23 protein-coding genes are annotated in these 25,053 nt (G+C 62.5%); 6 read left to right on the plus strand and 17 right to left on the minus strand.

The genetic code is table 11. The features are described from left to right. Window position 1: 1 nt before the first annotated feature. The 9 genes from BMY91_RS06180 to BMY91_RS06220 form a co-directional block, all read right to left on the minus strand. Window positions 2-1,291, minus strand: coding sequence for an ABC transporter permease (locus BMY91_RS06180; RefSeq protein ID WP_090819925.1), 1,290 nt, complete (start codon window positions 1,289-1,291; stop codon window positions 2-4). Further along, on the minus strand, window positions 1,288-2,628 hold the full coding sequence (locus tag BMY91_RS06185) for an ABC transporter permease (RefSeq protein WP_090819928.1): 1,341 nt from the start codon (window positions 2,626-2,628) through the stop codon (window positions 1,288-1,290). Before BMY91_RS06185 ends, BMY91_RS06180 begins: the two co-directional genes overlap by 4 nt. Continuing rightward, entirely contained in the window at window positions 2,621-4,138 is a 1,518-nt protein-coding gene (locus tag BMY91_RS06190; RefSeq protein WP_090820666.1) for an ABC transporter ATP-binding protein, read from the minus strand. Before BMY91_RS06190 ends, BMY91_RS06185 begins: the two co-directional genes overlap by 8 nt. A 133-nt stretch (window positions 4,139-4,271) precedes the next feature. Continuing rightward, window positions 4,272-5,510 carry a BMP family lipoprotein gene (locus BMY91_RS06195; RefSeq protein WP_090819930.1) on the minus strand — a complete coding sequence of 413 codons (1,239 nt, stop codon included), beginning with the start codon at window positions 5,508-5,510 and terminating at the stop codon, window positions 4,272-4,274. A gap of 112 nt (window positions 5,511-5,622) precedes the next feature. Further along, a complete protein-coding gene (locus BMY91_RS06200) occupies window positions 5,623-6,636 on the minus strand; it encodes an NADP-dependent oxidoreductase (RefSeq protein WP_090819933.1) in 1,014 nt (337 codons plus the stop codon). Next, window positions 6,633-7,064 (minus strand): organic hydroperoxide resistance protein, encoded by a 432-nt coding sequence (locus BMY91_RS06205; protein ID WP_090819936.1) that lies wholly within the window; start codon window positions 7,062-7,064, stop codon window positions 6,633-6,635. Before BMY91_RS06205 ends, BMY91_RS06200 begins: the two co-directional genes overlap by 4 nt. Window positions 7,065-7,117: 53 nt before the next feature. Then, window positions 7,118-7,552 carry a MarR family winged helix-turn-helix transcriptional regulator gene (locus BMY91_RS06210; protein ID WP_090819939.1) on the minus strand — a complete coding sequence of 145 codons (435 nt, stop codon included), beginning with the start codon at window positions 7,550-7,552 and terminating at the stop codon, window positions 7,118-7,120. 121 nt (window positions 7,553-7,673) lie between these two features. Beyond that, entirely contained in the window at window positions 7,674-8,879 is a 1,206-nt protein-coding gene (locus BMY91_RS06215) for an amidohydrolase (protein WP_090819941.1), read from the minus strand. Window positions 8,880-8,989: 110 nt separating this feature from the next. Then, window positions 8,990-10,087 carry a mannose-1-phosphate guanylyltransferase gene (locus BMY91_RS06220; RefSeq protein ID WP_371261027.1) on the minus strand — a complete coding sequence of 366 codons (1,098 nt, stop codon included), beginning with the start codon at window positions 10,085-10,087 and terminating at the stop codon, window positions 8,990-8,992. A gap of 289 nt (window positions 10,088-10,376) precedes the next feature. Between BMY91_RS06220 and sdhC the strand changes: the two genes are divergently transcribed. The 5 genes from sdhC (at window position 10,377) to BMY91_RS06245 (ending at window position 14,809) form a co-directional block, all read left to right on the plus strand. Continuing rightward, window positions 10,377-10,757: a succinate dehydrogenase, cytochrome b556 subunit gene (gene sdhC / locus BMY91_RS06225; protein WP_089594138.1), complete on the plus strand. Its 381-nt coding sequence runs from the start codon at window positions 10,377-10,379 to the stop codon at window positions 10,755-10,757. A gap of 3 nt (window positions 10,758-10,760) precedes the next feature. After that, window positions 10,761-11,237, plus strand: a complete 477-nt coding sequence (locus tag BMY91_RS06230) for a succinate dehydrogenase hydrophobic membrane anchor subunit (RefSeq protein ID WP_090819946.1) — start codon at window positions 10,761-10,763, stop codon at window positions 11,235-11,237. A gap of 100 nt (window positions 11,238-11,337) precedes the next feature. Next, window positions 11,338-13,137 (plus strand): succinate dehydrogenase flavoprotein subunit, encoded by a 1,800-nt coding sequence (sdhA, locus tag BMY91_RS06235; RefSeq protein WP_090819949.1) that lies wholly within the window; start codon window positions 11,338-11,340, stop codon window positions 13,135-13,137. After that, entirely contained in the window at window positions 13,137-13,919 is a 783-nt protein-coding gene (locus BMY91_RS06240) for a succinate dehydrogenase iron-sulfur subunit (RefSeq protein WP_090819952.1), read from the plus strand. Before sdhA ends, BMY91_RS06240 begins: the two co-directional genes overlap by 1 nt. A 113-nt stretch (window positions 13,920-14,032) precedes the next feature. Then, window positions 14,033-14,809, plus strand: a complete 777-nt coding sequence (locus BMY91_RS06245; RefSeq protein WP_090819955.1) for an alpha/beta hydrolase — start codon at window positions 14,033-14,035, stop codon at window positions 14,807-14,809. An 83-nt stretch (window positions 14,810-14,892) separates the two neighbouring features. Here BMY91_RS06245 and BMY91_RS06250 read toward each other — a convergent pair whose 3' ends face one another. Further along, a complete protein-coding gene (locus BMY91_RS06250; protein WP_090819958.1) occupies window positions 14,893-16,191 on the minus strand; it encodes an ABC transporter substrate-binding protein in 1,299 nt (432 codons plus the stop codon). A 109-nt stretch (window positions 16,192-16,300) separates the two neighbouring features. Here BMY91_RS06250 and BMY91_RS06255 point away from each other — a divergent pair, with 109 nt between their 5' ends. After that, a complete protein-coding gene (locus BMY91_RS06255) occupies window positions 16,301-19,414 on the plus strand; it encodes a family 43 glycosylhydrolase (protein WP_256212617.1) in 3,114 nt (1,037 codons plus the stop codon). Window positions 19,415-19,442: 28 nt separating this feature from the next. On the opposite strand, the gene BMY91_RS23085 is transcribed toward BMY91_RS06255, so the two are convergent. From BMY91_RS23085 to BMY91_RS06285, 7 genes are all read right to left on the minus strand, one after another. Next, window positions 19,443-19,595 (minus strand): glycine zipper domain-containing protein, encoded by a 153-nt coding sequence (locus tag BMY91_RS23085; protein WP_172323851.1) that lies wholly within the window; start codon window positions 19,593-19,595, stop codon window positions 19,443-19,445. Window positions 19,596-19,619: 24 nt separating this feature from the next. After that, window positions 19,620-20,705, minus strand: coding sequence for a YihY/virulence factor BrkB family protein (locus tag BMY91_RS06260; protein WP_090819960.1), 1,086 nt, complete (start codon window positions 20,703-20,705; stop codon window positions 19,620-19,622). After that, the gene (locus BMY91_RS06265) at window positions 20,632-21,309 is read right to left on the minus strand and encodes a 2'-5' RNA ligase family protein (RefSeq protein WP_090819963.1); all 678 of its coding nucleotides are present in this window, start codon (window positions 21,307-21,309) and stop codon (window positions 20,632-20,634) included. The genes BMY91_RS06260 and BMY91_RS06265 overlap by 74 nt, the downstream gene beginning before the upstream one ends. Window positions 21,310-21,313: 4 nt before the next feature. Further along, window positions 21,314-22,432: a tryptophan--tRNA ligase gene (trpS, locus tag BMY91_RS06270; protein WP_090819966.1), complete on the minus strand. Its 1,119-nt coding sequence runs from the start codon at window positions 22,430-22,432 to the stop codon at window positions 21,314-21,316. 20 nt (window positions 22,433-22,452) lie between these two features. After that, entirely contained in the window at window positions 22,453-23,292 is an 840-nt protein-coding gene (locus BMY91_RS06275) for an exodeoxyribonuclease III (RefSeq protein ID WP_090820670.1), read from the minus strand. A 10-nt stretch (window positions 23,293-23,302) separates the two neighbouring features. Next, entirely contained in the window at window positions 23,303-23,869 is a 567-nt protein-coding gene (locus tag BMY91_RS06280) for a hypothetical protein (protein ID WP_090819969.1), read from the minus strand. Window positions 23,870-23,934: 65 nt separating this feature from the next. Next, window positions 23,935-24,987, minus strand: coding sequence for a LacI family DNA-binding transcriptional regulator (locus BMY91_RS06285; RefSeq protein ID WP_090819972.1), 1,053 nt, complete (start codon window positions 24,985-24,987; stop codon window positions 23,935-23,937). Between the last annotated feature and the right edge of the window lie 66 nt (window positions 24,988-25,053).

Here is a 25,053-nt window from a genome sequence, read left to right on the forward strand (position 1 = left end):
GTCAACCCTTCACGTACGGTATGCCGCTTGCGGCCGGTGGCCGCGACTTACCCACCAAACCGGCGACGGCGAAGATGGTCACCAAGTACGGCAGCATGGCCATGAACTGGCTCGGCACCGGGGTACCGATGATGCCCAGGATCGACTGCAGGTTGTAGGCGAAGCCGAACAGCAGCGAGGCCAGGAAGGCCCCGATGGGGTTCCAACGGCCAAAGATCAGGGCCGCCAAGGCAATGAAGCCGCGACCGCCGGAAATGTCCTTGGTGAAGGAGTCGATGGTGACCAGCGTGAACACAGCGCCACCGATACCCGCGATGGCTCCACCCAGGGTGACGTTCCAGAAGCGGGTGGCGTTGACGTTGATGCCGAGGGTGTCGGCGGCCTGCGGGTGCTCGCCGACAGCGCGGACACGAAGTCCCCAGCGGGTCTTGAACAGGCCAAACCACACCACTGCCACGGCAATGTACATGAGGTAACCGGCAATGGACTGCTCGAACAGGATGGGCCCGATGATGGGGATGTCCGAAAGCAGCGGGATCGGCAGGATGTCCAGACGGCCCGGGGTGTTGAACTGCTCTTTGTTGGGAACCATGAGGGTGCCATAGAGGAAGCCAGTGAGGCCCGAGACCAACACGTTCAGAACCACACCAACGATGATCTGATTGACGAGGTACTTGATGCTGAAGACCGCCAGAACCATGGACACAGCGGCACCGGCGGCCGCAGCCGCTATCAGGCCGATGTAAGGGCTCCCTGTCATGGTTGCCACGAGTGCGGCAGTGAACGCTCCGCCCAGAAGCTGACCTTCGATGGCAATGTTGACTACACCCACACGCTCACAGAGCACGCCCGAGAGAGAACCGAAGACCAAGGGCACCGCCAAGGTCACCGAACCGGCAACAAGACCGGCCAGGGAAATCGACGGCTGGCGGGCACCTGCCACAATCCACACCAGCAAGGCGAAGACGAACACCACGGCAAACGCAATGGGTAGCCACTTGGGTGACTTTTCGCCCTGCGTCCAGAGGTAGACCGAGTAGGCAGCCATGGCGAGCAGCAGGATGCCAAAAACAATGCCCCCTACCTGTCCCGGAATCATAAGTGCCGGAACTGCAACGGCGTCGCCGGCATCGCTGATCTTCATCTCGGCGGTTTGGTCCGGGCCCATAAAGCCAAAGAAGAACAGGGCGATGAGCGCCAGGACGCCCAGCGAGACGGGAACCTTCAGGGAAGGCCGGAACACAGGCAGGGCCGTTGAACCCGGCTTGGGAGCGGTGGTTGTCGCGCTCACTTGGCACCTCCAGAGGCGTTGGCAAGGGCAGCCTTCGGGGCGGCCTTGGGCGTCTTGTTCTTCTTTTTGGGCTCAAGCCGGAAGATGGACCTGATCAGCGGTGGGGCTGCGATGAAGAGGACGATCAGGGACTGCACCACCAGCACGATGTCGATGGGTGTTCCAGTCTGGATCTGCATCTGCACTGCACCTGCACGGAAAGCTCCGAACAGCAAGCCCGCGAAGAAAGTTCCCCACGGTGTACTGCGGCCCAGCAGGGCAACGGTGATGGAGTCGAAGCCGATCTGCGCGGCAACACCGCCGGTGAGCACCTTTTCGGTACCGGCCACCTGGGCCACACCGCCGAAAGCCGCAAGGGCTCCGGCAAAGGCCATGACCAGAATGGTGGCACGGGAAACCTTGACGCCGGCTGTGCGCGCGGCCACCGGATTGGCACCGACTGCACGGAACTCAAAACCGATGGTGGAGCGGTTCAGCATCCACCACACGCCAAATGTCAGGGCAACTGCTACCAGGAATCCGAGGTGGAGCCGGGAACCAGGGATGAGTACCGGGTAGGTTGCCGTTTCATCCAGGCGGGGTGAAATCGGGCTGTTGTCCCCCGGCCGGCGGAAGGCAGCGGTGTTCAACAGGAAGTCCAGGAGGAACAGCGCCACATAGTTCAGCATGATGGTCACGATGACCTCGTGCGCGCCGGTTCTGGCCTTGAGGATGCCGACAATCGCACCCCACGCTGCTCCGCCCAGGACACCCATGATGATGACCACCAGCAGGTGCAGTCCGAACGGCAGGTGCCAGGCGAAACCGACATACGCCGCGAGGGTGGCACTAATGATGATCTGGCCCTGCGCGCCGATGTTGAAGAGACCGGCACGGAAAGCAAGTGCCACACCCAAACCGGCACAGATCAGCGGCGTTGCCACCGTCATGGTCTCAAGCAGGGGCTTGAAGCCCTCGCGGGCATTGAACACAGCGCCTTGGAACAAGGCCACATAGCTCTCGGTCATGGCAGCCCAGAGAGCCTGAAGGAAGTCACCTGGGCGTGCCAGGAAATAGCCCGCTGTCTTGGCTACCTGGCTATCAGTGCTGGCTATCAGCAGGCCGCCGAGGAACAGAGCCACGATGACCGCCAGGACAGAGACGAAGCCGTTGCCCATGACGATCCTGCGCAGGACGTTGCCTTCCTGGTGGCCGGGATCACCGCTCTGAGAGGAAACCGGCACGATGGACGGCCCCATCGCGCCACCAGCGGTATCAAGTGCAACATCAGCCGCACGCACTTCCGCGCTGGGAACGTCAGGGGTCTGGTCTTTGCTGGATTGCCCGTTGTTAGTCATCGGAGCCTCCTTCGGGGCCGACTCCGGCCATCATCAAGCCAAGAGTGTCGCGGGGTGTTCCCGCAGGAACGATTCCCACGAGCTTTCCCTTGTAAAGCACCGCGATGCGGTCCGCGAGCTCAATGACTTCATCCAGTTCTGTGGAAACAATCATGACCGGGGTTCCGACATCCCGTTCGGCAACGATGCGCTTGTGCAGGAACTCGATGGAGCCGACGTCCACACCGCGCGTGGGTTGGCTTGCGATGAACAATCGGAGAGGCCGGGAAAGTTCCCTGGCCATGACTACCTTTTGCTGGTTGCCGCCGGAGAGTGTGCCGGCCGCGGAACCAGCCGAAGGTGTCCGGATATCGAACTCCTCAATCTTGGCTTTCGCGTTCTCCGCCACTTTGGCAGGCTTCATGCTGATGCCGCTCGCAAACGGAGCCTGGTCGTACAGATCCAGTACCAGGTTCTCGGCCACCGAGAAGGGACCCACCAGCCCGTCCACGGTTCGGTCTTCCGGCACGAAGCCGACGCCGGAGCGCAGGACATCCTTGACCGGAAGTCCCAGCAGTTGTTTGCCATCCAGCGTTACCGATCCGGTCACGTGCTCTTGCACGCCGAGGATGGCTTCCGTCAGTTCCGTTTGGCCGTTTCCCTGGACACCGGCGACGGCGAGGATCTCGCCTTGCGCGATGTCAAAGCTGATGCCGTCCACCACATTGGTGCCATTCGCGGCGCGGACCGTGAGGTTTTCCACCACAAACGTGGTTTCTTTCGGCTGCGCAGGAGCCTTGTTCAAGCTCAGGCTCACCGGGCGGCCTACCATCATGGAAGCGAGTTCAGTCGCGGACGCAGTGGGCGGCGCGTCCCCCACTACCTTGCCGCGACGGATCACCGTGATGACGTCTGAGACAGCTTTTACTTCGCGAAGCTTGTGCGAGATAAAAACGATGGACGTTCCGCCTGCTTTGAGCTGGCGCATGATGTCCAGGAGTTCATCCGTTTCCTGCGGCGTCAGCACAGCGGTAGGTTCGTCCAGGATGAGGACCTTGGCTTCGCGGACCAGGGCCTTGATGATCTCGACACGCTGCTGGACTCCCACGGGGAGATCTTCCACCAGGGCATCAGGATCTACGTCAAAGCCGTACCGATCCGAAATTTCCCGGATCTTCTTCCGGGTTTCGTCGATGCTGAGGACACCGCCGAATGTTGTAGGTTCCGCGCCGAGCGCTACATTCTCTGCCACCGTAAAGACGGGGACAAGCATGAAGTGCTGGTGCACCATGCCGATGCCAACGGCCATGGCGTCACCAGGGCCGCGGAAATTGACGGCCTGATCGTCCACCAGGATCTGGCCCGCCGTGGGCTCGTACAGCCCGTAGAGCACGTTCATGAGTGTTGATTTACCGGCACCATTTTCGCCAAGGAGGCAATGGATTTGGCCGGATTCGACCACGAGGTCGATGTCTTGGTTGGCGTAGAAGGTCCCGAAGGCTTTCGAGATCCCCTTCAATTCGAGTTTCACAACTCCCACCGTTCTGTGAGTCCGAGGGACAGCTGAACAGCTCCAAAGCCACGAGCTTTGGGTTCAGCCTAGTCAGGGCAAAAACGCGCCGCCAGTACCGAGGCTCGGTACTGGCGGCGCGTCCAGGAATTGCTTACTTCTTGGGGCTTGCCTTCGACTCGACAACCAGCTTGCCGGAGATGATGTCCGCCTTCAGGGCATCGAGTTCGGACTTGGTCTCGGCAGAAACTGCAGAATCGAGGTCGTGGAACGGAGCGATGGCAACGCCGTCGTTCTCCAACGTGCCAACGTAGGCCGTGTTGCTGAACTTTCCGTCCTTGTCATCCTTCACTACGGTTTCAACGGCCTCGCCCATCTGCTTGACCACGGAGGTCAGCATGAGGTCCTTGTACTCGGGAGCCGTCAGATAGCCGTCGGAGTCAACCCAGATGAGCTTGACGTCCTTGCCGGCGGCCTTGGCTTCCTTGAGCGCGGCGCCTGCACCCTTGCCCACCGGGCCGGCTACGGGCATGACGATGTCCGCACCCTGGTCCAGAAGGTTGATGGTGACCTGCTTGCCGGTGTCCTGCTTTTCGAAGTCACCGGTGAATGAGCCATCCTGGGTGTTCTTGTCCCAGCCGACAACCTGGACTGACTTGTTCTTGGCCTTGTTGTAGGCCTGGACGCCGTCGTAGAAGCCATCCATGAAGATGGTGACGGTAGGAATCTTGATACCGCCGAAGGTACCCACCTTGCCGGTCTTGGTGGTGGCGGCAGCGGCGTAGCCTGCCAGGTAGGCAGCCTGGGCGGTGTCGTAGACAACAGGCTTCACGTTGGCGATCGGAGCATCGTAGGCGAAGTCGATGATCGCGAAGTGTTTGTCGGTGTTCTTCTCAGCAGCAGCCTTGGTGGCATCGCCCAGGAGGAAGCCGACGGTGACCGTAAGGTTGCAACCTGCCGAGACCATGCCGTTCAGGTTGGTCTCGAAGTCGCTGTTTGCCTTGGACTCGGCCGACCGGACCTGGATTCCGAGGTCCGTCTCAGCCTTCTTGAGGCCTTCGAATGAGGACTGGTTGAAGGACTGGTCGTCGAATCCGCCTGAGTCGGAGACGATGCATCCGAGGAAGTCGCTCTTGGTCGCCGCGCCGGATCCGGCGTCGGGAGCCTGGCCGCAACTGGTCAGCAGGAGCGCTGCTGCGCCGAGAGTGGCAACACCGGCCATGGAACCGCGCTTCAGGGTGGCACGCAGTGGTTTCTTCAATTTTCCTCCAGGAAGAAAGTGATTGGCGCTACGACGGATGGTCAATGAGTGTCCGTTTCCTATACCTGAGGCAGAAATTCTGTTTTCACTGATGCTCGCAGCTGCGCCTAAGCGCATTGATGACACCAACACTAGTGGCCTGGAACACACCCGGATAGCACAAAGTACTACTCCTGGTCAGATTGTTGACCTTTTGTTACCAAGCAGTAGCCGGGCGCGCAAGTCACACCCGGCTACCGCCGCGTCACAACCGGACGAGCATCTTTCCGGTGTTGGCACCGTCCAGCAAATCGATGAACGCCTGCGGCGCATTCTCCAGTCCATCAACGATGGTCTCGTCATAGGAGACGCTTCCGTCGGCGAGCCAGCCGGCCATCTTCTGCGCGAACTCGGCAGCGTGCTGGCGCTGGCCGCCCACCAGGAAACCACGCAGGGTCAGCTGCTTGCCAATGGCAACGGCCAGGTTCCTGGGCGCTACTGCGGGCTCGGTGGAGTTGTACTGCGCGATTGCGCCGCACATGGCCACACGGCCGCCAACAGTGAGCGTGGCCAACGCGGCTTCGAGGTGTTCGCCGCCGACGTTATCGAAGTACACATCGATGCCGCGCTCCCCCGCCGCTTCGCGCAGCTGATCGAGCACCGGGGCGTCGTTGTAGTTGAACGCAGCGTCAAAGCCGAGCTCCAGCAGGCGGGCCACCTTCTCCGGCGAACCAGCGCTGCCAATGACCCTGGATGCGCCCATCGCCTTGGCAATCTGCCCCACCATGGAGCCAACAGCACCAGCCGCACCGGAGACGAAGACGACGTCGCCTTCCTTGAACTCGGCCACCTTCAGCAAGCCGGCATAGGCGGTCAGGCCGGTCATGCCCAGCGCTCCAAGGAACGCCGACGTCGGGGCAAGCCCGCTGGGCACAGGGGTGGTTGCCGCTGCATCAACCACTGCGTGTTCGCGCCACCCCAGTTGATGCACGACGACGTCACCCACCTTGTGCGCGTCCGACCGGGACGCGATCACCTCACCTACTGCACCGCCGTCGAGGGCTGCGTCGAGGCGGAATGGCGCTGAGTAGGACTTGACGTCGTTCATGCGGCCGCGCATGTAGGGATCCACGGACATGAACTGGTTCTTCACCAGGATCTGTCCCTCGTCGAGCTCTGGGAGCTGTGCTGCTGCCAGCCGGAAGTTCTCCGGGGCCGGACGGCCAACGGGGCGGGAGGCCAGCTGGATTTCGCGGGTTTCGGTGGCGACGGCGCTCATGCTGCGAACTCCACGAGCTTGAGGTCCACGGCCATGTTGCCGCGGGTTGCGTTGGAGTAGGGGCAGATCTGGTGCGCCTTCTCCATCAGCTGCTCTGCCGTGGAGCGGTCCAGCGCCGGCAGGGCAATCTCGAGCTCGGCAGCCAGACCATAGCCTTCGCTGTCCGTCAAGGCACCGAAGTGGATCTTGGCAGCAACCGCCGAATCGCTGAGGTCAACGCGTTCCTTGCGGCCCACCAGGCGCAGGGCAGAGTGGAAGCAGGCAGCGTAACCGGCAGCGAAGAGCTGCTCAGGGTTGGTTCCTTCACCGTTGCCACCCAGTTCCACGGGGCTGGCCAGAGCAACGTCCAGTTTGCCATCGTTGGTGCGGGCGTTGCCGTCCCGGCCTTCGCCGGAGGCGAGTGCCTCGGCAGTGTAAAGAGTCTTCATGGTGTTTCCGTTTCTCTTTGGGAATGGATGGCCCGGGATTCTCCGGGAGTCTGTCAGAGTGAGCTGTTCAGGGCCGCGGTGAGCTTGCCGAGAGTGGCATGAAGCTGTCCGATTTCCTCGGGCGAAAGCCCGGCAGCGTCCGCGAGGCGCTGTGGCACGGCCTGAGCGCGGTCACTCAGAGCACTGCCGGCGTCTGTCAGTACGACGTCCACGCGGCGCTCGTCCTCGTCCGAGCGGCGACGCTCCACGAGCCCCAGGCCTTCAAGGCGCTTGAGCAGTGGTGACAATGTGCCGGAGTCGAGGCCCAGTTCTACACCCAATTCACGGACACTCCGCGGTTCCTGCTCCCACAGCACCAGCATCACAAGGTACTGAGGGTACGTCAGCCCCAGATCTTCCAGCACGGGGCGGTAGACCGCCGTCGCAGCTTTTGAAGCCGAGTACAGCGCAAAGCAGACCTGGTGGCGGAGGCGGGGTGCATCACTCATGGATAAAACGATAGTGCACAATTCAATTGTGCACAACTCATTCCCGCCGAAAGCACCGGGTGAGTCGCAGTTCAGTCCGTATTGTGATCTCACAACGGACTGAACTGCGAGTCAGCTGGGTCTACTGGTTGAGGTCCCGGATCGTCCGGAGGGCGGCGGCGGTGAGAACGCGGATGGCGTAGCCCAGGGCGCGCTCGTCCACGATGAAGTCACCACGGTGGAGATCGTATTCCTCGCCACCCGGCGTATGCGTGCCCAGGCGCATCATGGCACCGGGGAGGTCCGCCAGGAACCACGCGAAGTCCTCGCCGCCCATGGACTGCGGGGTGAGGACCACTGCGTTCTCGCCCAGCTCGGCGCGGGCGGAGGCTTCGATAAGGGCCGTCTCATGCTCGGAATTCACCACGGGCGGCACGCCGCGGGTGTGCTCAAGGTGCACGTCCACGCCGTAAGGAGCAGCAACCTGCCTCACAACATCGTCCAGCAGCTCCCCTGCACTATGCCAGGCATCGCGATCCAGGCAGCGCATGGTTCCAGCCATATAGCCGGATCCGGGAATGGCATTCGGCGCCGAGCCGGCCGAAATCTGGCCCCAAACCACTGATACGCCGCTGCGGACGTCCACGCGACGGGAAAGAACCGCCGGGACGTTGATGGCGATCTGCGACAAAGCGAAGACCAGGTCCTCAGTCAGGTGCGGGCGGGAGGTGTGGCCGCCGCGTCCGGAAAGTTCAATCTTGATGGTGTCCGACGCCGACGTAATGGCGCCGATGCGCGTGCCGATCTGACCCACGTTGATCCGGGGATCGCAGTGCAGCGCCAGGATGCGCGGCACGCCTTCAAGCACGCCCTGCTCGATGCAGGACAATGCGCCACCGGGCATGGTTTCCTCGGCAGGCTGGAAGATGATCCGGACCGTGCCACCCAGCGGATTGTTCTTGTGCATCCGCTGCAGCGTCAAGGCAATGCCCAGCATGGCCGTGGTGTGGACGTCGTGCCCGCAAGCATGGGTTACGCCATGGTTCTTCGACGCGAACGGCAGGCCGGTTTCCTCAATGATGGGCAGTGCGTCGATGTCGCCGCGAAGGGCTGTGGCAATGGGGCCCTCACCCACGTCAACCGTCAGCCCGGTCTCCTCGAGCCGACGCGGTTTCAGTCCGGCCGCTTCAAGCCGCTCCACCAGCTTGTCCGTGGTGCGGAATTCCTTGAAGGACAACTCCGGGTGCGCATGGAGGTCACGCCGGAATTCGATAAGTCCGGGAAGCAGTTCATCAACCCAAGGACTCACCACGGGAGCAGGCTCGGTTTCAGTCGTGTAATTGCGCACGTCACAACTCTAGCCATGCGTGGCCCCCGAAGAACGAAAGCCACCTCTTGGTTACGCTGCGTTCAGCGGCAGGACAACCAAAGAGGTGGCTCACGGTATAAGAGGAAGTACTAGAGCACGTCCGTATCGCCGCTGGCTTTCAACGCGTCAACGGTGCCTTTCACCAGTTGCGCGTGTTCCTTGGTGGTGACCAGGAGCGCGTCCGGGGTGTCAACGATGACCACGTCCTTGATCCCGATCAGCGCGATCACGCGCTTGGTATCGGAGACCACAACACCACTGGCATTCTCCGCAAACACGCGGGCGCCTTCACCGAGCACCGTCACTTCATCGACGTCGCCGGCGTTGTTGAGGCGGCCGATGGCGGCAAAGTCACCAACGTCGTCCCAGCGGAAGGTGCCAGGTACGACGGCGACATCGCCGGCTGCCGCTGCAGGCTCGGCTACCGCGTAGTCAATGGCAATCTTGGGCAGGGTGGGCCAGACACGTGCTGTCACTTCTGCGCGCTGCGGAGTATCCCAAGCCTCGGCGATCTCCTGCAGGCCGGCAAAGAGCTCCGGCTGGTTGGCTTCAAGGTGCTTGAGCATGAGGGCCACAGGGGCCACGAACATGCCGGCGTTCCAGACGTAGTCGCCGGCCTCCACATACTTGTTGGCAACTTCCTGGCTGGGCTTCTCCACGAACTCCGCTACGGCAAGCGCGTTCGGTGCACCTTCAACGTTCAGGGCTGCGCCGGAGCGGATGTAGCCAAAGCCGGTGGAAGGGTGTGTGGGCTTGATGCCGATGGTGACGATCTTGCCCATGGCAGCGGTATAAATCGCCTCGCGCACAGTTTCCTGGAAGAGGTCGTCGGGGCTGATGACCTGGTCCGCGGCGAAGGAACCCATGATGGTCTCCGGATCCCGGCGATACAGGATGGCAGCGGCCAGACCGATGGCGGCGCCGGAGTCCTTTGGCTCGCTCTCCAGCACCAGCTCGTCATCTCCCACCTCGGGGAGCTGGCGGCATACGGCGGCACGGTGTGCCTCGCCGGTTACTACGAGCACGCGTTCGCCTGCCAAGGGCTCAAGGCGGTCGTAGGTGGCCCTCAACAACGTACTGCCGGAACCGGTCAGGTCGTGGAGGAACTTGGGCGCAGCGGCACGCGAGAGTGGCCACAGCCGGGTGCCCACACCGCCCGCCGGAATAACCGCATGGAAGCGGTTCATGGGCGATTCCGGGTATTTCGCGTCTTCTGTACTCACCGCAACACTTTATCCGACGCAACCGGGAAGCCCCGCAGAACGCCACGCATGTGGTGTTCGTCTCAAGCACTACGCAAAATTGCCTGAATACGGGCAGGAAACATGGAATTAACAAGCAAAGAAGCCAGTCCTAAATTGAATATGCTGTGAGCGAAGCCTAGATTTAGGCGTGAGCTACGAGTGCTCTCGCAGCAGGCGTTCCCCCCGCGTGGATCCCATGCCAGCGCCGCTGTGTTGCAGGAAGGTTTAATCAGTGCCGACAAAACCAGCTGGCACCTTGTACCGCGGCCGTGAAGGCATGTGGTCCTGGGTTGGACACCGTATTACCGGTGTAGTGATCTTTTTCTTCTTGTTGGTCCATGTGCTGGACACCTCATTGGTGCGCGTGTCCCCGGAGGCCTACACGGCCGTTATTGGCGCTTACAAGAACCCCCTCATGGCCCTGGGTGAAACGGGCCTGGTCGCCGCGATCATCTTCCACGCCTTCAACGGCCTGCGTGTGATCGCCATCGACTTCTGGAAGAAGGGCGCGAAGTACCAGCGCCAGATGCTGTGGATCGTGCTTGCGCTGTGGCTGGTCACGTTCGCCGGCTTCGCTATCCGCCACCTTTCCCTCGCGCTGGGAGGCCACTAAGCCATGACAACCATCGAATCTCCGCGCAGCGGAAAAATCAGCAGTGGCAAGATCGCACCGAAGTACAACCGCACGGGCTCAAGCCGCGGCAACTTCGAAATGATCGCCTGGCTCTTCATGCGCCTCTCCGGCATCGTCCTGGTGGTGCTGATCTTCGGCCACCTCTTCGTGAACCTGTTGGTGGGCGAAGGCATCCACGCCATTGACTTCGGCTTCGTTGCCGGCAAGTGGGCCGATCCCTTCTGGCAGTTCTGGGATCTCGCCATGCTCTGGCTTGCCATGCTGCACGGCACCAACGGCGTCCGCACCATCATCAACGACTACGCCGAGAAGGATTCCACGCGCTTCTGGCTCAAGATGGTCCTTTACGCGGCCACCCTGGTCATCATCATCCTGGGCACGCTGGTGATCTTCACCTTCAACCCGTGCCCCGTGGTGGACGGCGTTCAGCTTCCTGGCGGGTTCTGCCCGGCCCCGTAGCGGCCGGGCCACAGCGGCGATGCCGGCTTGATCCGGCACGCCTGACGTAGCGGAGCAGCCTCCGCGACCATCTGAATTTTTGAAAGAGAGAGCATCTGGTATGCAGGTCCATAAGTACGACGTCGTCATTGTCGGTGCAGGTGGCGCCGGCATGCGCGCCGCGATCGAGTCCGGTCAGCGCGCACGCACAGCGGTACTGACCAAGCTCTACCCCACCCGTTCGCACACCGGTGCAGCCCAGGGTGGAATGTGTGCAGCACTGGCCAACGTCGAAGAAGACAACTGGGAATGGCACACCTTTGACACCATCAAGGGTGGCGACTACCTGGTTGACCAGGACGCAGCCGAGGTCATGGCCAAGGAAGCCATTGACGCCGTGCTGGACCTGGAGAAAATGGGTCTGCCGTTCAACCGCACGCCCGAGGGCCGGATCGACCAGCGACGCTTCGGTGGCCACACCCGTGACCACGGCAAGGCACCCGTACGCCGCGCCTGCTATGCAGCCGACCGTACCGGCCACATGATCCTGCAGACGCTGTACCAAAACTGCGTCAAGCACAATGTTGAGTTCTACAACGAGTACTACGTCCTTGACCTGCTGATCGTCGAAGAAGACGCAGTGCGCGAAGACGGTACCCCGTACAAGCAGAAGCGCGTAGCCGGCGTGGTCTCCTACGACCTCGCTTCCGGTGAGCTTCACGTGTTCCAGGCCAAATCCGTTGTTTTCGCTTCCGGTGGTGCCGGCAAGGTCTTCAAGACCACGTCCAACGCCCACACGCTCACGGGCGACGGCATGGGCATCGCGTTCCGCCGCGGTATCCCCCTGGAAGACATGGAGTTCTTCCAGTTCCACCCGACCGGCCTCGCCGGCCTGGGCATCCTCCTGACCGAGGGTGCACGTGGTGAAGGTGCCATCCTGCGTAACTCCGAGGGTGAGCGCTTCATGGAGCGTTACGCCCCCACCATCAAGGACCTCGCACCCCGTGACATCGTGGCCCGCGCCATGGCGAACGAAGTGCGTGAAGGCCGCGGTTGTGGTCCGAACAAGGATTACGTCCTGTTGGACCTGACCCACCTTGAGCCCGCCCACATTGAGGCCAAGCTTCCGGACATCACCGAGTTCGCCCGCACCTACCTTGGTGTGGAACCGTTCACCGATCCTGTCCCCGTTTTCCCCACGGCCCACTACGCCATGGGCGGCATCCCCACCAACATCACCACCGAAGTGCTGCAGGACAACGACACGATCGTGCCGGGCCTCTACGCAGCCGGTGAAGTTGCCTGCGTGTCTGTTCACGGCTCCAACCGCCTGGGTACCAACTCCCTCCTGGACATCAACGTCTTCGGCAAGCGCGCCGGCATCGCCGCTGCGGAGTACTCCAAGACGGCCGACTACGTCGAGCTGCCCGAGGACCCCGAGGCAATGACCCGCGGCATCCTCAATGGCCTCCTCACGGGCAACGGCACCGAGCGCGTTGCGCAGATCCGCAAGGAACTGCAGGACACCATGGATGCCAACATGCAGGTGTTCCGCACCAAGGAATCGCTGGAGCAGGTTCTGAGCGACATCGCTTCCTTCGAAGAGCGGTACAAGAACGTCACGGTCCAGGACAAGGGCAAGCGCTTCAACCTGGATCTCCTGGAAGCAGTGGAGCTGGGCTTCCTGCTGGACATGGCCAAGGTCATGACCGTCGGTGCCCTGCACCGTGAAGAGTCCCGCGGTGGCCACTACCGCGAAGACTTCCCGGACCGCAATGACGAAAAGTTCATGAAGCACTCCATGGCTTACCTGGACAATTCCGTCACCGTCGACTCCTCGGCGGAATCCGTTGCGGGCATCCGTCTGGAGACGAAGCCCGTCATCTTCACCCGTTACGAGCCGATGGAGCGTAAGTACTAATGACGACCGAAATGGCAGAGCCCGCTTCCAAGATCGAGCTCCCGGCAAGCGTTGCCGGCGACGGTGAAATTCCCACATTCCACATCACGCTGCGCGTGCGCCGCTACGATCCGGAAATCTCGGACGAAGCACGCTGGGATGACTACAAGCTGACCATGTATGGCACTGACCGCGTGTTGGACGCCCTCCACAAGGTCAAGTGGGAGATCGACGGCAGCGTTTCCTTCCGCCGCTCCTGCGCGCACGGTGTGTGCGGTTCCGATGCCATGCGCATCAACGGCCGTAACCGCCTCGCCTGCAAGACGCTGCTGAAGGATCTGGATACGTCCAAGCCCATCACTGTGGAACCGATCAAGGGCCTCCCTGTGGAGAAGGACCTGATTGTGGACATGGAACCCTTCTTCCAGTCCTTCCGCGAAGTCATGCCGTTCCTGATTAACAAGGGCCACGAGCCCACCAAGGAACGCCTGCAGTCCGTTGAGGACCGTGAGCGCTTTGACGACACCACCAAGTGCATCCTTTGCGCTGCCTGCACCTCGTCCTGCCCGGTCTTCTGGACCGACGGCCAGTACTTCGGTCCGGCGGCGATCGTCAACGCACACCGCTTCATCTTCGATTCCCGTGATGACGCCGGCGACATGCGCCTTGAGATCCTCAACGACAAAGAAGGCGTGTGGCGTTGCCGCACCACCTTCAACTGCTCGGAAGCATGCCCGCGTGGCATCCAGGTGACCAAGGCAATCGCTGAGGTCAAGCAGGCCATCCTGTCCCGCAAGATCTAGTTCGCCGTTCCTTCAGGAACAGCACGACGACGGCGCCGCTCACCTACGTTGGTGACGGCGCCGCCGTCGTTAATCACTTTCCCTACCGGTCATCTCGACACAAGGAGACCAGCGTGTCACGCTCCGAAAAGATCAGCTTCACTGGAAGCACCGGCGATTCGCTGGCTGGCATCGTGGACGTTCCCGAGGGTCCGGTGCGGGGCTGGGGCGTGTACTCCCATGGCCTCACACTGGGCAAGGACAGCCCTGCGGCTTCCCGTATCTGCAAGGGCCTGGCCGACCAGGGCGTGGGGATGCTGCGATTCGACAACCTGGGCTTGGGCGGCTCTGCCGGTGAATGGTCTGCGGGGTCCTTCAGCGTGAAGGTGGCCGACACCATCCTGGCGGCCGGATTCATGCGGGAGCAGGGCCGGGACATCTCCCTGCTGGTGGGCCACTCGTTCGGCGGTGCGGCCGTTCTTGCAGCAGCCCGCGACATTCCCGGGTTGAACGCCGTGGTAACCGTGGGCGCGCCCTACGAACCCAAACACGTTGAGCATATGTTCGACGCTGAAATAGACGACATCCTGCGCGATGGCAGCGCTGTGGTGGACCTTGGAGGGCGGCCCATGGAGGTCCGCCGCCACTTTGTAGAGGATGTGGAACGCGCAGATCTGCGGGACTGCATCCGCACACTCCACAAGCCGCTGATGGTGATGCACTCCCCCACTGACAACACCGTGGGAATCGACAACGCCAGCGAGATCTTCCGTACTGCCCGGCACCCCCGGAGCTTTATCTCCTTGGAGGGCAGCGAGCACCTCCTCACAGGGAAGGGCCAGGCAGCCCGGGTTGCGCGCATTATCAGTGCCTGGGCAGATCCTTACCTTGAGGTCCGGGACGCCGGTTAAGGGCCCCCTGCCCGCCACAGCCGGGCAGCAATAGAGCGCGTTCCGGTAACCCACAACGCGCTCTACTGTGTCCCGGCCGGTACCTACTTGCCGATAGCCGCTTTACTTTCACTCAACCACTGCTCGGCGGCCTTCTCCGGGCTCAGCCTCTTGAACAGGACCTCGGTGTTGATGCGTGCCGTGATCTCGGAGACTGCCGTCGAACCGGTGGGACCAATGAATGTTGGCGCAAAGTCCATCTTTCCGATCTGGTCGATGTAGGCGGCCTCCACCTTGCCCTGGGGCGTCAACAGATCCTGGATGGCCGTGCGCATGCCGGAGTTACTGGGCACGCCACGGTCGCTCTGGATGATCTTGGCGGCAGCCTCATTGTTGACGAGGAAGCTGACCAGCTTGGCTGCAGCATCCGTGTGCTTGCTGCGGGCGGAGATGGTGTAGAACTGCGATGACTGAAGCCAGATGCCGGGGGTTGGGGTCTCGCCGGGCAGCTTCAGGAGCTTCAACTCCGCCCCGGAAGCCTTGCTCAGCGCCGAGAGCGAGTTGCTCCACGTGAGCATCATCCCGGCCTGCCCCATGCCCATCAGAGTCTGTTCGGTGCTGACGTTGAGCTTTTCCACAGTCTCGGAAGCGCTGGGGGCGGCGCCGGATTCACTGAGTTTAAGCGAGTAGTCGAAGTACGCCTGAACAGTGTCCTTGTCCAGGCCGAGCTGCCCGTCCTGGGTGTAGAGGGACTTGCCGCGCTGGCGGGCGAAGGCGTCCAGGGAGTCATGGGTGAGGACGGTAGCTGTGCCGTAGGTGCCCTTGGGGCTCTTGGCGGTGATCTCCTCTGCGATCCTGGCGAACTCATCCCAGGACCACGTGCTGTCATCCGGCAGTGAAACACCGGCAGCTTGGAAGACGGCAGGATTCACGACGATGGCCAGAGCGTTGGCGCCGGTGGAGACTCCGTATTGTTTTCCCTGGACCTGCCCGTTCTCCAGGGCTCCCTGATCCAGCTTGGACAGGTCCAGGGACGCATCGACCTTTGACAAGTCCAGAAGTGCGCCGCGATTGGCGTACTCGGCCGGGTAGGCGCCACCCATGGTGATGACGTCGGGAGCATCGTTCGCTGCCACCTGCGTGGCGAGTTTGTCGAAGTAGCCCGTGATGTCACCGTACTCGGGCTTGACCTTGATGTTGGGGTTTGCTGCCTCGAACTCCTTGATGGCCTTGTTGGTCAACTCGGCACGGTTGGCGTTGCCCCACCAGGAGAACCTGATCTCCACGGGGCCATCTTCAGGCTGGTTGGAGGAGCTGGAGCAGGCTGCTGTGAGGCCAAGGAGGCCAACAGCTGTGACGAATGCGATTGATTTTCGGATACCACGGAGAGATTTACGCGCCATTGGGTAAGCTTCTTTCAGACTCAAGAAAACGGTTCCTGAAACGTATCAAGGCAGTGTATATTCGTCAATAGTTTGCACTATGAACTATTTCCCACAGGAGGAACCACCCATGTCCCAGCCCCTGGAACAGATCCAGATCCGGGATCCATTCGTCCTCACCCTGCCGGAGTCCCGGGACTATTTGCTGTTCGGCAGCACAGACAAGAACATCTGGTCGGGACCGGCCACGGGTTTCGACTGCTACCGAAGCACCGATCTGGAGACATGGGAGGGGCCGCACCCCGCCTTCCGCCCCGCAGCGGACTTCTGGAGCAAGGAGCAGTACTGGGCGCCCGAGGTCCACGAATACCAAGGGCGCTACTTCATGTTTGCAACGTTCACAGCGCCTGGTCATGTCCGAGGAACGCAGATACTCTCTGCAGCCAAGCCCGAGGGCCCCTACGAACCGTGGAGCGCTGGCCCTGTAACGCCCGGCGACTGGGAGTGCCTGGACGGGACGCTCCACGTAGACAAAGAGGGAACACCCTGGATGGTGTTCTGCCACGAATGGAAGCAAGTACACGACGGCGCCGTGGCGGCCCAGCGCCTCAGCCCTGACTTGAGGGCTGCCGAAGGTGATCCCGTTTTCCTCTTCAGCGCTTCCGAGGCGCCTTGGTCCCGTGCCCTGGACGTCCCTTCCGTCAAGGACCGGGAATTTCCGGTGTACGTCACCGACGGTCCGTTCCTTTTCCGTCTTGCCAGCGGAAAGCTCATCATGCTGTGGTCCAGTTTTGGCGACCATGGCTACGCCATGGGAATCGCGCGCAGCGGATCCGGAACGGTTTTGGGACCATGGATTCAGGAGCCGGAACCACTCTGGAGCACCGATGGCGGCCACGGCATGATCGGCCGGAACCTCGATGGCGGCTTGTTCCTGACACTCCATCAGCCCAACAAAAGCCCCAACGAGCGGGCAGCATTCTTCCCCCTGCGGGAACTCGAGGACACGGTGGTCCTGGGGTCAGAAGGCACTGCGTCAGTGTCCCCCATCGATCGCCAAGCCTTGGTCCAGCGCCATAATGTCCGGCAGCAACATCTCGACCCACGAAGCCCGGTATCCGTGGGCAACGGCGAATTCGCTTTCACCATGGACCTCACCGGGCTGCAGTCTTTGCCTGACGCCTACCCCGTTGGCGCCCGCGACGACCTTCCCCCGGGAACGCTTTTGGGAACCCAGGCCCAATGGGGTTGGCACTCCGTCCCGCCGGAACAGCCTTACGACCTGGCCGGATCCACCGTCCTTTACGCCTCGCCCCGGGGTCCTGTGCCGTATGTAGACATGGTGGGCGAGATCGTCAACGACCGCGAGACAGATACCTCCCAGGCAGAAACCTGGCTCCGGGCCAACTCCCATCGATTGGACCTGGGGCGCATTGGCTTCCACTGGCTGGAGAACGGCACCGAACGGCCCCTCACCACGGCAGACATCGATGACACCGAACAAACGCTCGACCTCTGGACGGGAGTGGTCACCAGCCGCTTCGCAATCGCCGGTCACCCTGTCACGGTCACGACGGCGTGCCACCCCGACCGCGATGAACTCGCCGTCCGCGTTGAGTCGCCGGCGCTTGCTGCCGGTTTGGTGGTGGGCATCGGTTTCCCCTACGGCTCTGAAGCCTGGCATGACGCCGCGGACTGGAACAGCCCGGAAGCGCACACCACCTCCCTCGGCGCGCCCGAGGCGTCCGTAACCTACCCCGGCGCGCGGGCCTGGACCACCCACCGCGAACTGGACGAGTCCCGTTATCAGGTGAGGATCACCGGGCAGCAGCTAAGTGTCGAACAGACAGACCAGCACATGCTCCGGATAGAGCCTTCAGGGACAGTCAGCCCGGCCAGTGCCAGCGTGTTGGACTTTTCCGTAGCCTTCCTCTCCTCCGGCGACGGTGACTGCCTCCCACGGGGCGACCACAGCGCAGCCGACCCGGCCCCCGACGCGAGGCGCCACGCCGGCGGAGGCAGCGGCGTCGTGCTGTCACCAGCGGATGCTGTGGCCGCAGCATCGGCAGCCTACTGGCCGCGGTTCTGGTCCTCAGGAGGGGCGATCGAACTTGATGCAACCGATGACGCCCGCGCCAAGGAACTGGAACGCAGGATTGTGCTGTCCCAATACCTGACGGCGATCAACTGCTCCGGCTCATTGCCACCGCAGGAGACGGGCCTCGTCTGTAATTCGTGGCGTGGCCGCTTCCACTTGGAGATGCACTGGTGGCATGCCGCGCACTTTGCCCAGTGGAACCGGGTGGAACTCCTTCTGCCCTCCTTGCGGTGGTACTCCACGGTTCTGGAAACATCCCGGCAAACCGCCAAGGCCCAGGGTTTCGATGGGGTGCGCTGGCCCAAGCAGGTAGGGCCGGACGGACGTGAGAGTCCAAGTCCCATTGGGACATTTCTGATCTGGCAGCAACCACACCCCATCTACTTGGCTGAGCTTGTGTACAGGGCCAACCCCAGCCAGGCGGTGCTGGAGCAATTCGCGGAGATCGTGTTCGATTCGGCAGCCTTCATGGCCAGCTTTGCGCATCCCACATCGCGCGGTTTTGAGCTGGGCCCGCCCCTGATCCCGGCGCAGGAAAGCTACGGCTCAATCCGGGCCACCGTCACCAACCCAACGTTTGAGCTGGCCTACTGGCAGTGGGCACTGAGGACTGCTGCTGCGTGGCGTGAGCGGCTGGGCCTGGCGCCTGTGGAGGAATGGTCAGAAGTAGCGGAAGGCATGGTGTCGCCCCGCGTCATGGACGGCGTGTACGCGGCGATTGACGTGGAACCCTTCACCATCCGCACGGACCACCCTTCCATGTTGTGCGCACTCGGTGTCCTCCCCCAGACTGACCTCATTGATCCGGACATCATGCGTGCCACCCTTTCGGACGTCCTTGCCGACTGGGACTGGGCCAGCACCTGGGGCTGGGACTACCCCGTCATGGCGATGACCGCAGCGCGGCTTGGGGACCCGGAAGCAGCCGTCGACGCGCTCCTTCTGAGCGCTGGCAAGAACACGTTCCTCGCCAACGGGCACAACCGGCAGACGGACTCCCTGCCGCTGTATCTGCCTGGCAACGGTGGTTTGTTGGCCGCAGTGGCGCTGATGGCGGCGGGCTGGGACAACGGACCGGAGCGTCACGCCCCGGGCTTTCCTGCAGGCTGGACCGTCGCTTGGGAGGGACTGGTGCAGGCACCCTAATTGACTGCGGGGTCAGTTGGCAGCTGGGTCAGCTGCGGCGGGGTCCCACCGCAGCCCCCACAAGGGCCCCCAATCCGACGCCGATGAGGATGCCCAGGAACGGCGAGTTGAAGATCAACTGGCCGACAATGAGGCCCACCGCCGCCCCGAGGAGACATCCGATCCACAGTTGATTGTTCATGGCGCCTCCCGGGAATGAGAACTGTCAGGTGCGGGGCGCTGCGCGCCGCGAACCAAGGACCTTCTTCCGCGGGGTCTCCCCCGCATCCGTATCGGCCTCACGGATGGCCGACCACGATGCTGATACCAAGTACACCTGGCTCACCAAGTTGAACCAGATCAGGAGGCCGATGATGATGGCAAATGATGCCAGGACGGGATTGGCGCCCGCCCTGGCAAGGAGCTCGGTGCTGAAGAACTGGAGGAGAGTGGTGCCGACGCCCGCCAGGACCACCCCTTCCAGGAGCGCGCGGCGCCCCAGCGTGAGGCCGGAGGCGATACGGAACAGAACTGCCGCCGTCGCACAATTCAACAGCAACGGGACCACGATTTTGATGACGGCGGCCACGGGCGCCGCGGTAGCCTCATCCACTTGTAAGCGCTCAAAGACCCAGTCGGCGGCGGTGCCGAAAACCACCGACGCACCAGCGCTGACAACCAGGATGACGCCCAGCAGCAGGAGCGTACCGGCGTCGATGAGCTTCTGCAGGATGGCGTTGCGAACCAAAGGATCGGCGTTCATGACTCCGCGGAGGCCCTCCCTGATGCTGGCGATCCAGCCCAGGGAAACGAAGACCGTCACAACAGCCGCAATCAGGGCAGTCCACCCAAGACCGGACGGGTTGAGCAGGGATTGCGGATCCACCAATCCTTCGCCGCCATTGACTTGCAGCAGTCCGGGGGCCGCAGCGGCCACGCTGTCGATCACCGCGTCCTGCAGTGCCGGGTTGCCGCCCAGTACGATTCCTGCGATCGCGAAGCCGGTGGTGAGCAAACCGGTGACGGAGAAGAACATGTTGAAGCCGATGCCTGCGCTCAGCAGGGGGCCGTGCTGCCGTGAGTAGTGCTGGAACGCACGCATGGCCCGGTTGGTGTTGAGCCTGGCCATGAAGAGGGCGAAGAACGCACCGGCTTTCTTGGGCAAGGCGTCGCCGGCACGTTTGGCCTGACCCCAGTCTTGCCGCTTGCGGAGAAGCTCCAGCTTGAGCTTGGCCAGCTCAGTTGGCAGCGGAGGAGCGTCCGCCTCTGTGGCGTGAATCCGCTTGCTGTTCTTCGTCAGTATCGCCGCCAAAGTCGAGCTCTTCCCGTAGCTGCCAAATTCCATTGGTGTCGTGCTCGTAAAGTCCCATGCTAACCACTGGGAAGGTCGCCCGGTAATCTCTGAGCACCGTTTCGGCTTCGTCGAGGTTTTCCTGCGCGACGTCGTGCGCCACTGTGACGTGGGGGTGGTACGGGAACGGAAGCATCCGTTCGAGTGGCCCACGTTGAAGTTTCTCGTGCAACTGCACGCATTCCTCAAAGCCTTCTTCGACGTTGACGAACACCACCGGTGAGACGGGCCGGAAGGAACCTGTGCCTGAAATGGTGATGTTGAACGGTTCCTGCGTCCTGGCGACGTCCCGAACGTGCTCCTGGGTTGCGTCCCAGTCCTGGGTTGGCGTGGTGGTGATCAGAGTGATGTGGGCAGGAATCACCTCGGCCATGGGATCCCCGAAGGATGCCCGCCATTCCTGGAGTTCACGGGCGATTTCCGGTGGGAATCCAAGGATGACACCCACGCACATGGCGTCACCGGCACCACAGTCGGCGCCGGTGACAGCCGGCTGGCTGGAATCGTCCGGACCGGCACCACGACGGGCGTCGGTCTTGACGTTGAACTGGCCAGCAGAGCACATGGAGTTAGCGGGCTCCCTGCTCGACGCCTGCGGCTCCGCGGTACGGCAGGAACCCGACCTTGGAGTAGACGTCGGCCAAGGTGGCAGAGGCAATATCGCGGGCCTTGTCCGCCCCGAGGGCCAGGAGCCGGTCCAACTCCGCCGGATCCGCCAGAAGTTCGTTGGCGCGTTCCCGGATGGGAGCCAGGTGGCCGGAGACCAGCTCTGCGAGGTCAACCTTGAGGTGGCCGTACATCTTGCCCTGGTAGTCCGCCACGATCTTCTCCACCGGTGTGCCGCTGATGGCTGAGAAGATGGTCAGCAGATTGGACACGCCGGGCTTGTTTTCGCGGTCGTAGCGGATCTCAGTCTCGGTATCCGTGACAGCCGATTTGATGCGCTTGGCTACGGTCTTGGGATCATCCAGCAGGTTGATCAGGCCAGCGGGCGACTCCGCCGACTTGGACATTTTGGCCGTGGGGTTCTGGAGATCGTAGATCTTTGCCGATTCCTTCTGGATGAAGGCCTCGGGAACCTGGAAGGTCTCCCCGAACCGGCTGTTGAACCGGTTGGCGAGGTCGCGGCTGAGTTCCACGTGCTGGCGTTGGTCTTCACCTACCGGCACACCGTGCGGCTGGTACAGGAGGATGTCGGCGGCCTGCAGGATGGGGTACGTGAACAGGCCAACGCTGGCGTGGTCCGAACCCTGCTTCTGGGCCTTGTCCTTGAACTGGGTCATCCGGCCCGCTTCACCCATGCCGGTGATGCAGTTCAGGACCCATGCCAGCTGCGCGTGCTCCGGAACCTGCGACTGAACGAACAGGGTGCACTTGTCCACGTCCACGCCACCGGCAATGTACTGGGCCGCGGTGACACGCGTGCGGCGTGCAAGTTCCGCGGGATCCTGCGGGACGGTGATCGCGTGGAGGTCCGGGATGAAGTAGACGGCGTCGTACTCGTCCTGCATCCGGACCCAGTTGACCAGGGCGCCCAGGTAGTTGCCCAAATGCAGGGAGTCGGCGGATGGCTGCATGCCGGACAGGACACGGTGCTTGGCGCCAACGGCCAGCTTGGTGGACGTCACGGGCTTGGGATCGGTCACAGCGGCAGCGGTGCCGGTTTCAGTCGTGGTGGAACTAGTCATGGAGCAATACCTTAGGAAGCTTAGAGCCGGTAGTCGACTACCAGCGGTGCGTGGTCAGAGAAGCGGGTGTCCCACGAAGGCGCCCGGTCCACTACAGCCGAGAATGCGGCAGTTGCGAGACCAGGAGTGGCCAGGTGGTAGTCGATGCGCCAGCCAGTGTCAGTGTCAGTGTCAAAGGCCTTACCGCGCTGGGACCACCAGGTGTAGGGGCCGGCGACATTTCCTGCCAGGCCCCTGTGGACATCCCTCCATCCGATTTCTTCGCCGAGGAAGCGGTCAAAGTACGCACGCTCCTCCGGGAGGAAGCCGGCACGCTTGACGTTGCCCTTCCAGTTCTTGATGTCGAGTTCAGTGTGTCCGACGTTGAGGTCGCCAACTACCAGCGCATGGTCGCTGTGCTTGGCAAGTTCCGGCAGCCGGATGCTCATGGCGTCCAGGAAACGGAATTTGTCGTCCTGCTTGGGGGTTCCCACTTCTCCGGAATGCACGTAGGCGCTGACGACGGAGAGAGTGGCGGGTTCGCCCGCACTGTTCTTGACGGAGAAGTCCGCCTCAACCCAGCGGCCTGACTTATCGAAGTAGTCGTCACCAATGCCTACGCGGGTTGCCGTGGGTTCCTCGCGGGACGCGATGGCCACGCCGGCACGGCCCTTGGCTTCGGCCTCGGAGTGAAGGATGTACCATCCTTCGCCGATCAGCTTCCTGACGATGTCGTCCGGCGCGCGGACTTCCTGCAGGCAGAGAATGTCTACCTCGCGAGGCTCCAGCCATTCCGCCATGCCGTTCTTGTAGGCAGCCCGCAGGCCATTGACGTTTACTGATGCGATGCGAAGGAAGTCCTTCTTCAATGCCGTACTCACCCGGTCCACTCTAGTCGATGATGGTGCCGGCCATGGGCTCGTCCGAGCCGCCGGAGGACTTGATCATGTCCCTTGCGTTGGTTGCTGTAATGGCAATGGTTTCCAGGGCGCGGTTGATGGTGTCCTGGTCCGCCGCTGCGCCCTTGGCCCGTTCCTCGTCGACCACCCGGACCTGCACTTGGACGATCTTGAACGAGTGGTCCAGCTTGAGGTCGCGTACCTCGTCCGCCTGGCTGCGCTCGGCAACCACCCGGGTGCCACCATTGTCCGCCGTGGACGACGACGGCGCGCGGCCGGCTGCTGCGTTGAAGGCATTTTGCGCTTCGGTCAGCTTTGCACCGGCCCGCTGCGCGGCCCTGCGGATGCTCAGCACAACAAAGGCTGCGAGGGCCAGCCAGCCAAAGGCAACCACCGCCACGATCCAACCCACAACATCGTTCTGGTTGGCGGCGAAAATGACGGCCACCAGGAAGGCGATGATGACGACAGTCATCCCCAGGCCGCCAATGCGGAAGCCCTTGAACATGCTTTTGCCAGCGGGGGACGTGGACGGGTGCGGGTCACCGAGAGATTGCATGGCTCAATTGTCTCAAACGTGGAAAGGTGCCCACGCCCGCTTCCACGGACGGCGAACAGGCCCGCCTAGGATCCCGGGCGCGGTTTGGTCCGCCCCTTGACGGGTGAGGTGGATTTACGGTGCAGGAACCGTGCGGCCAGGAGTACCGGCTCCGGCTCCGACGCTCCTTCCATGACCTCGCAAAGCCGCTGGACCAGTGCCGCCGCCGCGGCTGGAATATCCACGTCGAGGGCGGAAATTGGGGGCTTGTGTTGCCGTGAGTGTTCGGAATCCGATCCCGTACAGACCAGGAGATCCCCCGGAATGCGGACCCCCCGCTCTTGCAGGGCCTGGGCTGCGCCACTGGCGTGCCTGCCCGTCAGGCAGAACACCGCACCGGGTAACCCATCGGCCAGGATCCGTCCGCCCACCTCTTGGCCACCCTCCACGCCGTCCCGTTCGGGAACGTGGTAGATCCTTGGCTCAGCTCCGGTTTCCAGGCACCACGCCACATAGGCGGCCTCGCAATCGAAATTCCAGGCATTCCTGTCCGTGCCGCCCACGTAGGCGATGGAACGGGCACCTGCCGCTGCCAGATGGTCCAGGACGGTCCGCGTCGACGCGGCGTCATTATGTGCCACCCAGTTCCGGAAATCGGGGCGGCCCGGGTCGCGATCCCAGGTCACGTAAGGGATTCCCCGTTTCTCCAGCAACGCCACCACGGGGTCGTCCAAATGCGGGGCGAAGACAATGTACCCGTCCAGGGACATGGAGAACGGTGGCAAGGGTCCGCGGCTCAGGTCCGGGACCAGCATCAGGCCAAGGTTCCGGTTGAGCGTCTCCGATGCTGCCGCTCCGGCAAGTTTCATGAAAACGTCCACACCGTTGGGGCCGTAGTTGCCCAGACTGTCCAGGGACCGGAAAACGAGCCCGATCGCATTCATCTTTGAGCTTCGCAGCCCACGCGCCATGGCATCCGCCACATAGCCCATCTCCGCTGCGACGGCACGAACCCGCTCCCGGGTGGCCTGGCTGATGTTGCCTTTGCCATTGAGGGAGTGCGACACCGTGGTGATGGACACTCCGGCCCTGCGGGCGACATCCCAAATGGTGGCTCCGTGCTGAAGTTCGCGGGCCATTGGCTCCCAATCTGTGGTTCCTGGGGATCAGACGTGCGACCACAAGAATAAATCTTCGGAACCAGC

It is taken from the genome of Arthrobacter sp. yr096, from assembly GCF_900108925.1.
Classification (GTDB): Bacteria; Actinomycetota; Actinomycetes; order Actinomycetales; family Micrococcaceae; genus Arthrobacter.

Excerpts from the sequence above, each read along its gene's own strand:
- BMY91_RS06185 (WP_090819928.1), bottom strand. The coding sequence starts at position 2,628 with ATGACTAACAACGGGCAATCCAGCAAAGACCAGACCCCTGACGTTCCC.
- BMY91_RS06200 (WP_090819933.1), bottom strand. The coding sequence starts at position 6,636 with ATGAGCGCCGTCGCCACCGAAACCCGCGAAATCCAGCTGGCCTCCCGC.
- BMY91_RS06205 (WP_090819936.1), bottom strand. The coding sequence starts at position 7,064 with ATGAAGACTCTTTACACTGCCGAGGCACTCGCCTCCGGCGAAGGCCGG.
- BMY91_RS06210 (WP_090819939.1), bottom strand. The coding sequence starts at position 7,552 with ATGAGTGATGCACCCCGCCTCCGCCACCAGGTCTGCTTTGCGCTGTAC.
- BMY91_RS06220 (WP_371261027.1), bottom strand. The coding sequence starts at position 10,087 with ATGAACCGCTTCCATGCGGTTATTCCGGCGGGCGGTGTGGGCACCCGG.
- BMY91_RS06230 (WP_090819946.1), top strand. The coding sequence starts at position 10,761 with ATGACAACCATCGAATCTCCGCGCAGCGGAAAAATCAGCAGTGGCAAG.
- sdhA (WP_090819949.1), top strand. The coding sequence starts at position 11,338 with ATGCAGGTCCATAAGTACGACGTCGTCATTGTCGGTGCAGGTGGCGCC.
- BMY91_RS06240 (WP_090819952.1), top strand. The coding sequence starts at position 13,137 with ATGACGACCGAAATGGCAGAGCCCGCTTCCAAGATCGAGCTCCCGGCA.
- BMY91_RS06250 (WP_090819958.1), bottom strand. The coding sequence starts at position 16,191 with ATGGCGCGTAAATCTCTCCGTGGTATCCGAAAATCAATCGCATTCGTC.
- BMY91_RS06255 (WP_256212617.1), top strand. The coding sequence starts at position 16,301 with ATGTCCCAGCCCCTGGAACAGATCCAGATCCGGGATCCATTCGTCCTC.
- BMY91_RS23085 (WP_172323851.1), bottom strand. The coding sequence starts at position 19,595 with ATGAACAATCAACTGTGGATCGGATGTCTCCTCGGGGCGGCGGTGGGC.
- BMY91_RS06265 (WP_090819963.1), bottom strand. The coding sequence starts at position 21,309 with ATGTGCTCTGCTGGCCAGTTCAACGTCAAGACCGACGCCCGTCGTGGT.
- trpS (WP_090819966.1), bottom strand. The coding sequence starts at position 22,432 with ATGACTAGTTCCACCACGACTGAAACCGGCACCGCTGCCGCTGTGACC.
- BMY91_RS06280 (WP_090819969.1), bottom strand. The coding sequence starts at position 23,869 with ATGCAATCTCTCGGTGACCCGCACCCGTCCACGTCCCCCGCTGGCAAA.
- BMY91_RS06285 (WP_090819972.1), bottom strand. The coding sequence starts at position 24,987 with ATGGCCCGCGAACTTCAGCACGGAGCCACCATTTGGGATGTCGCCCGC.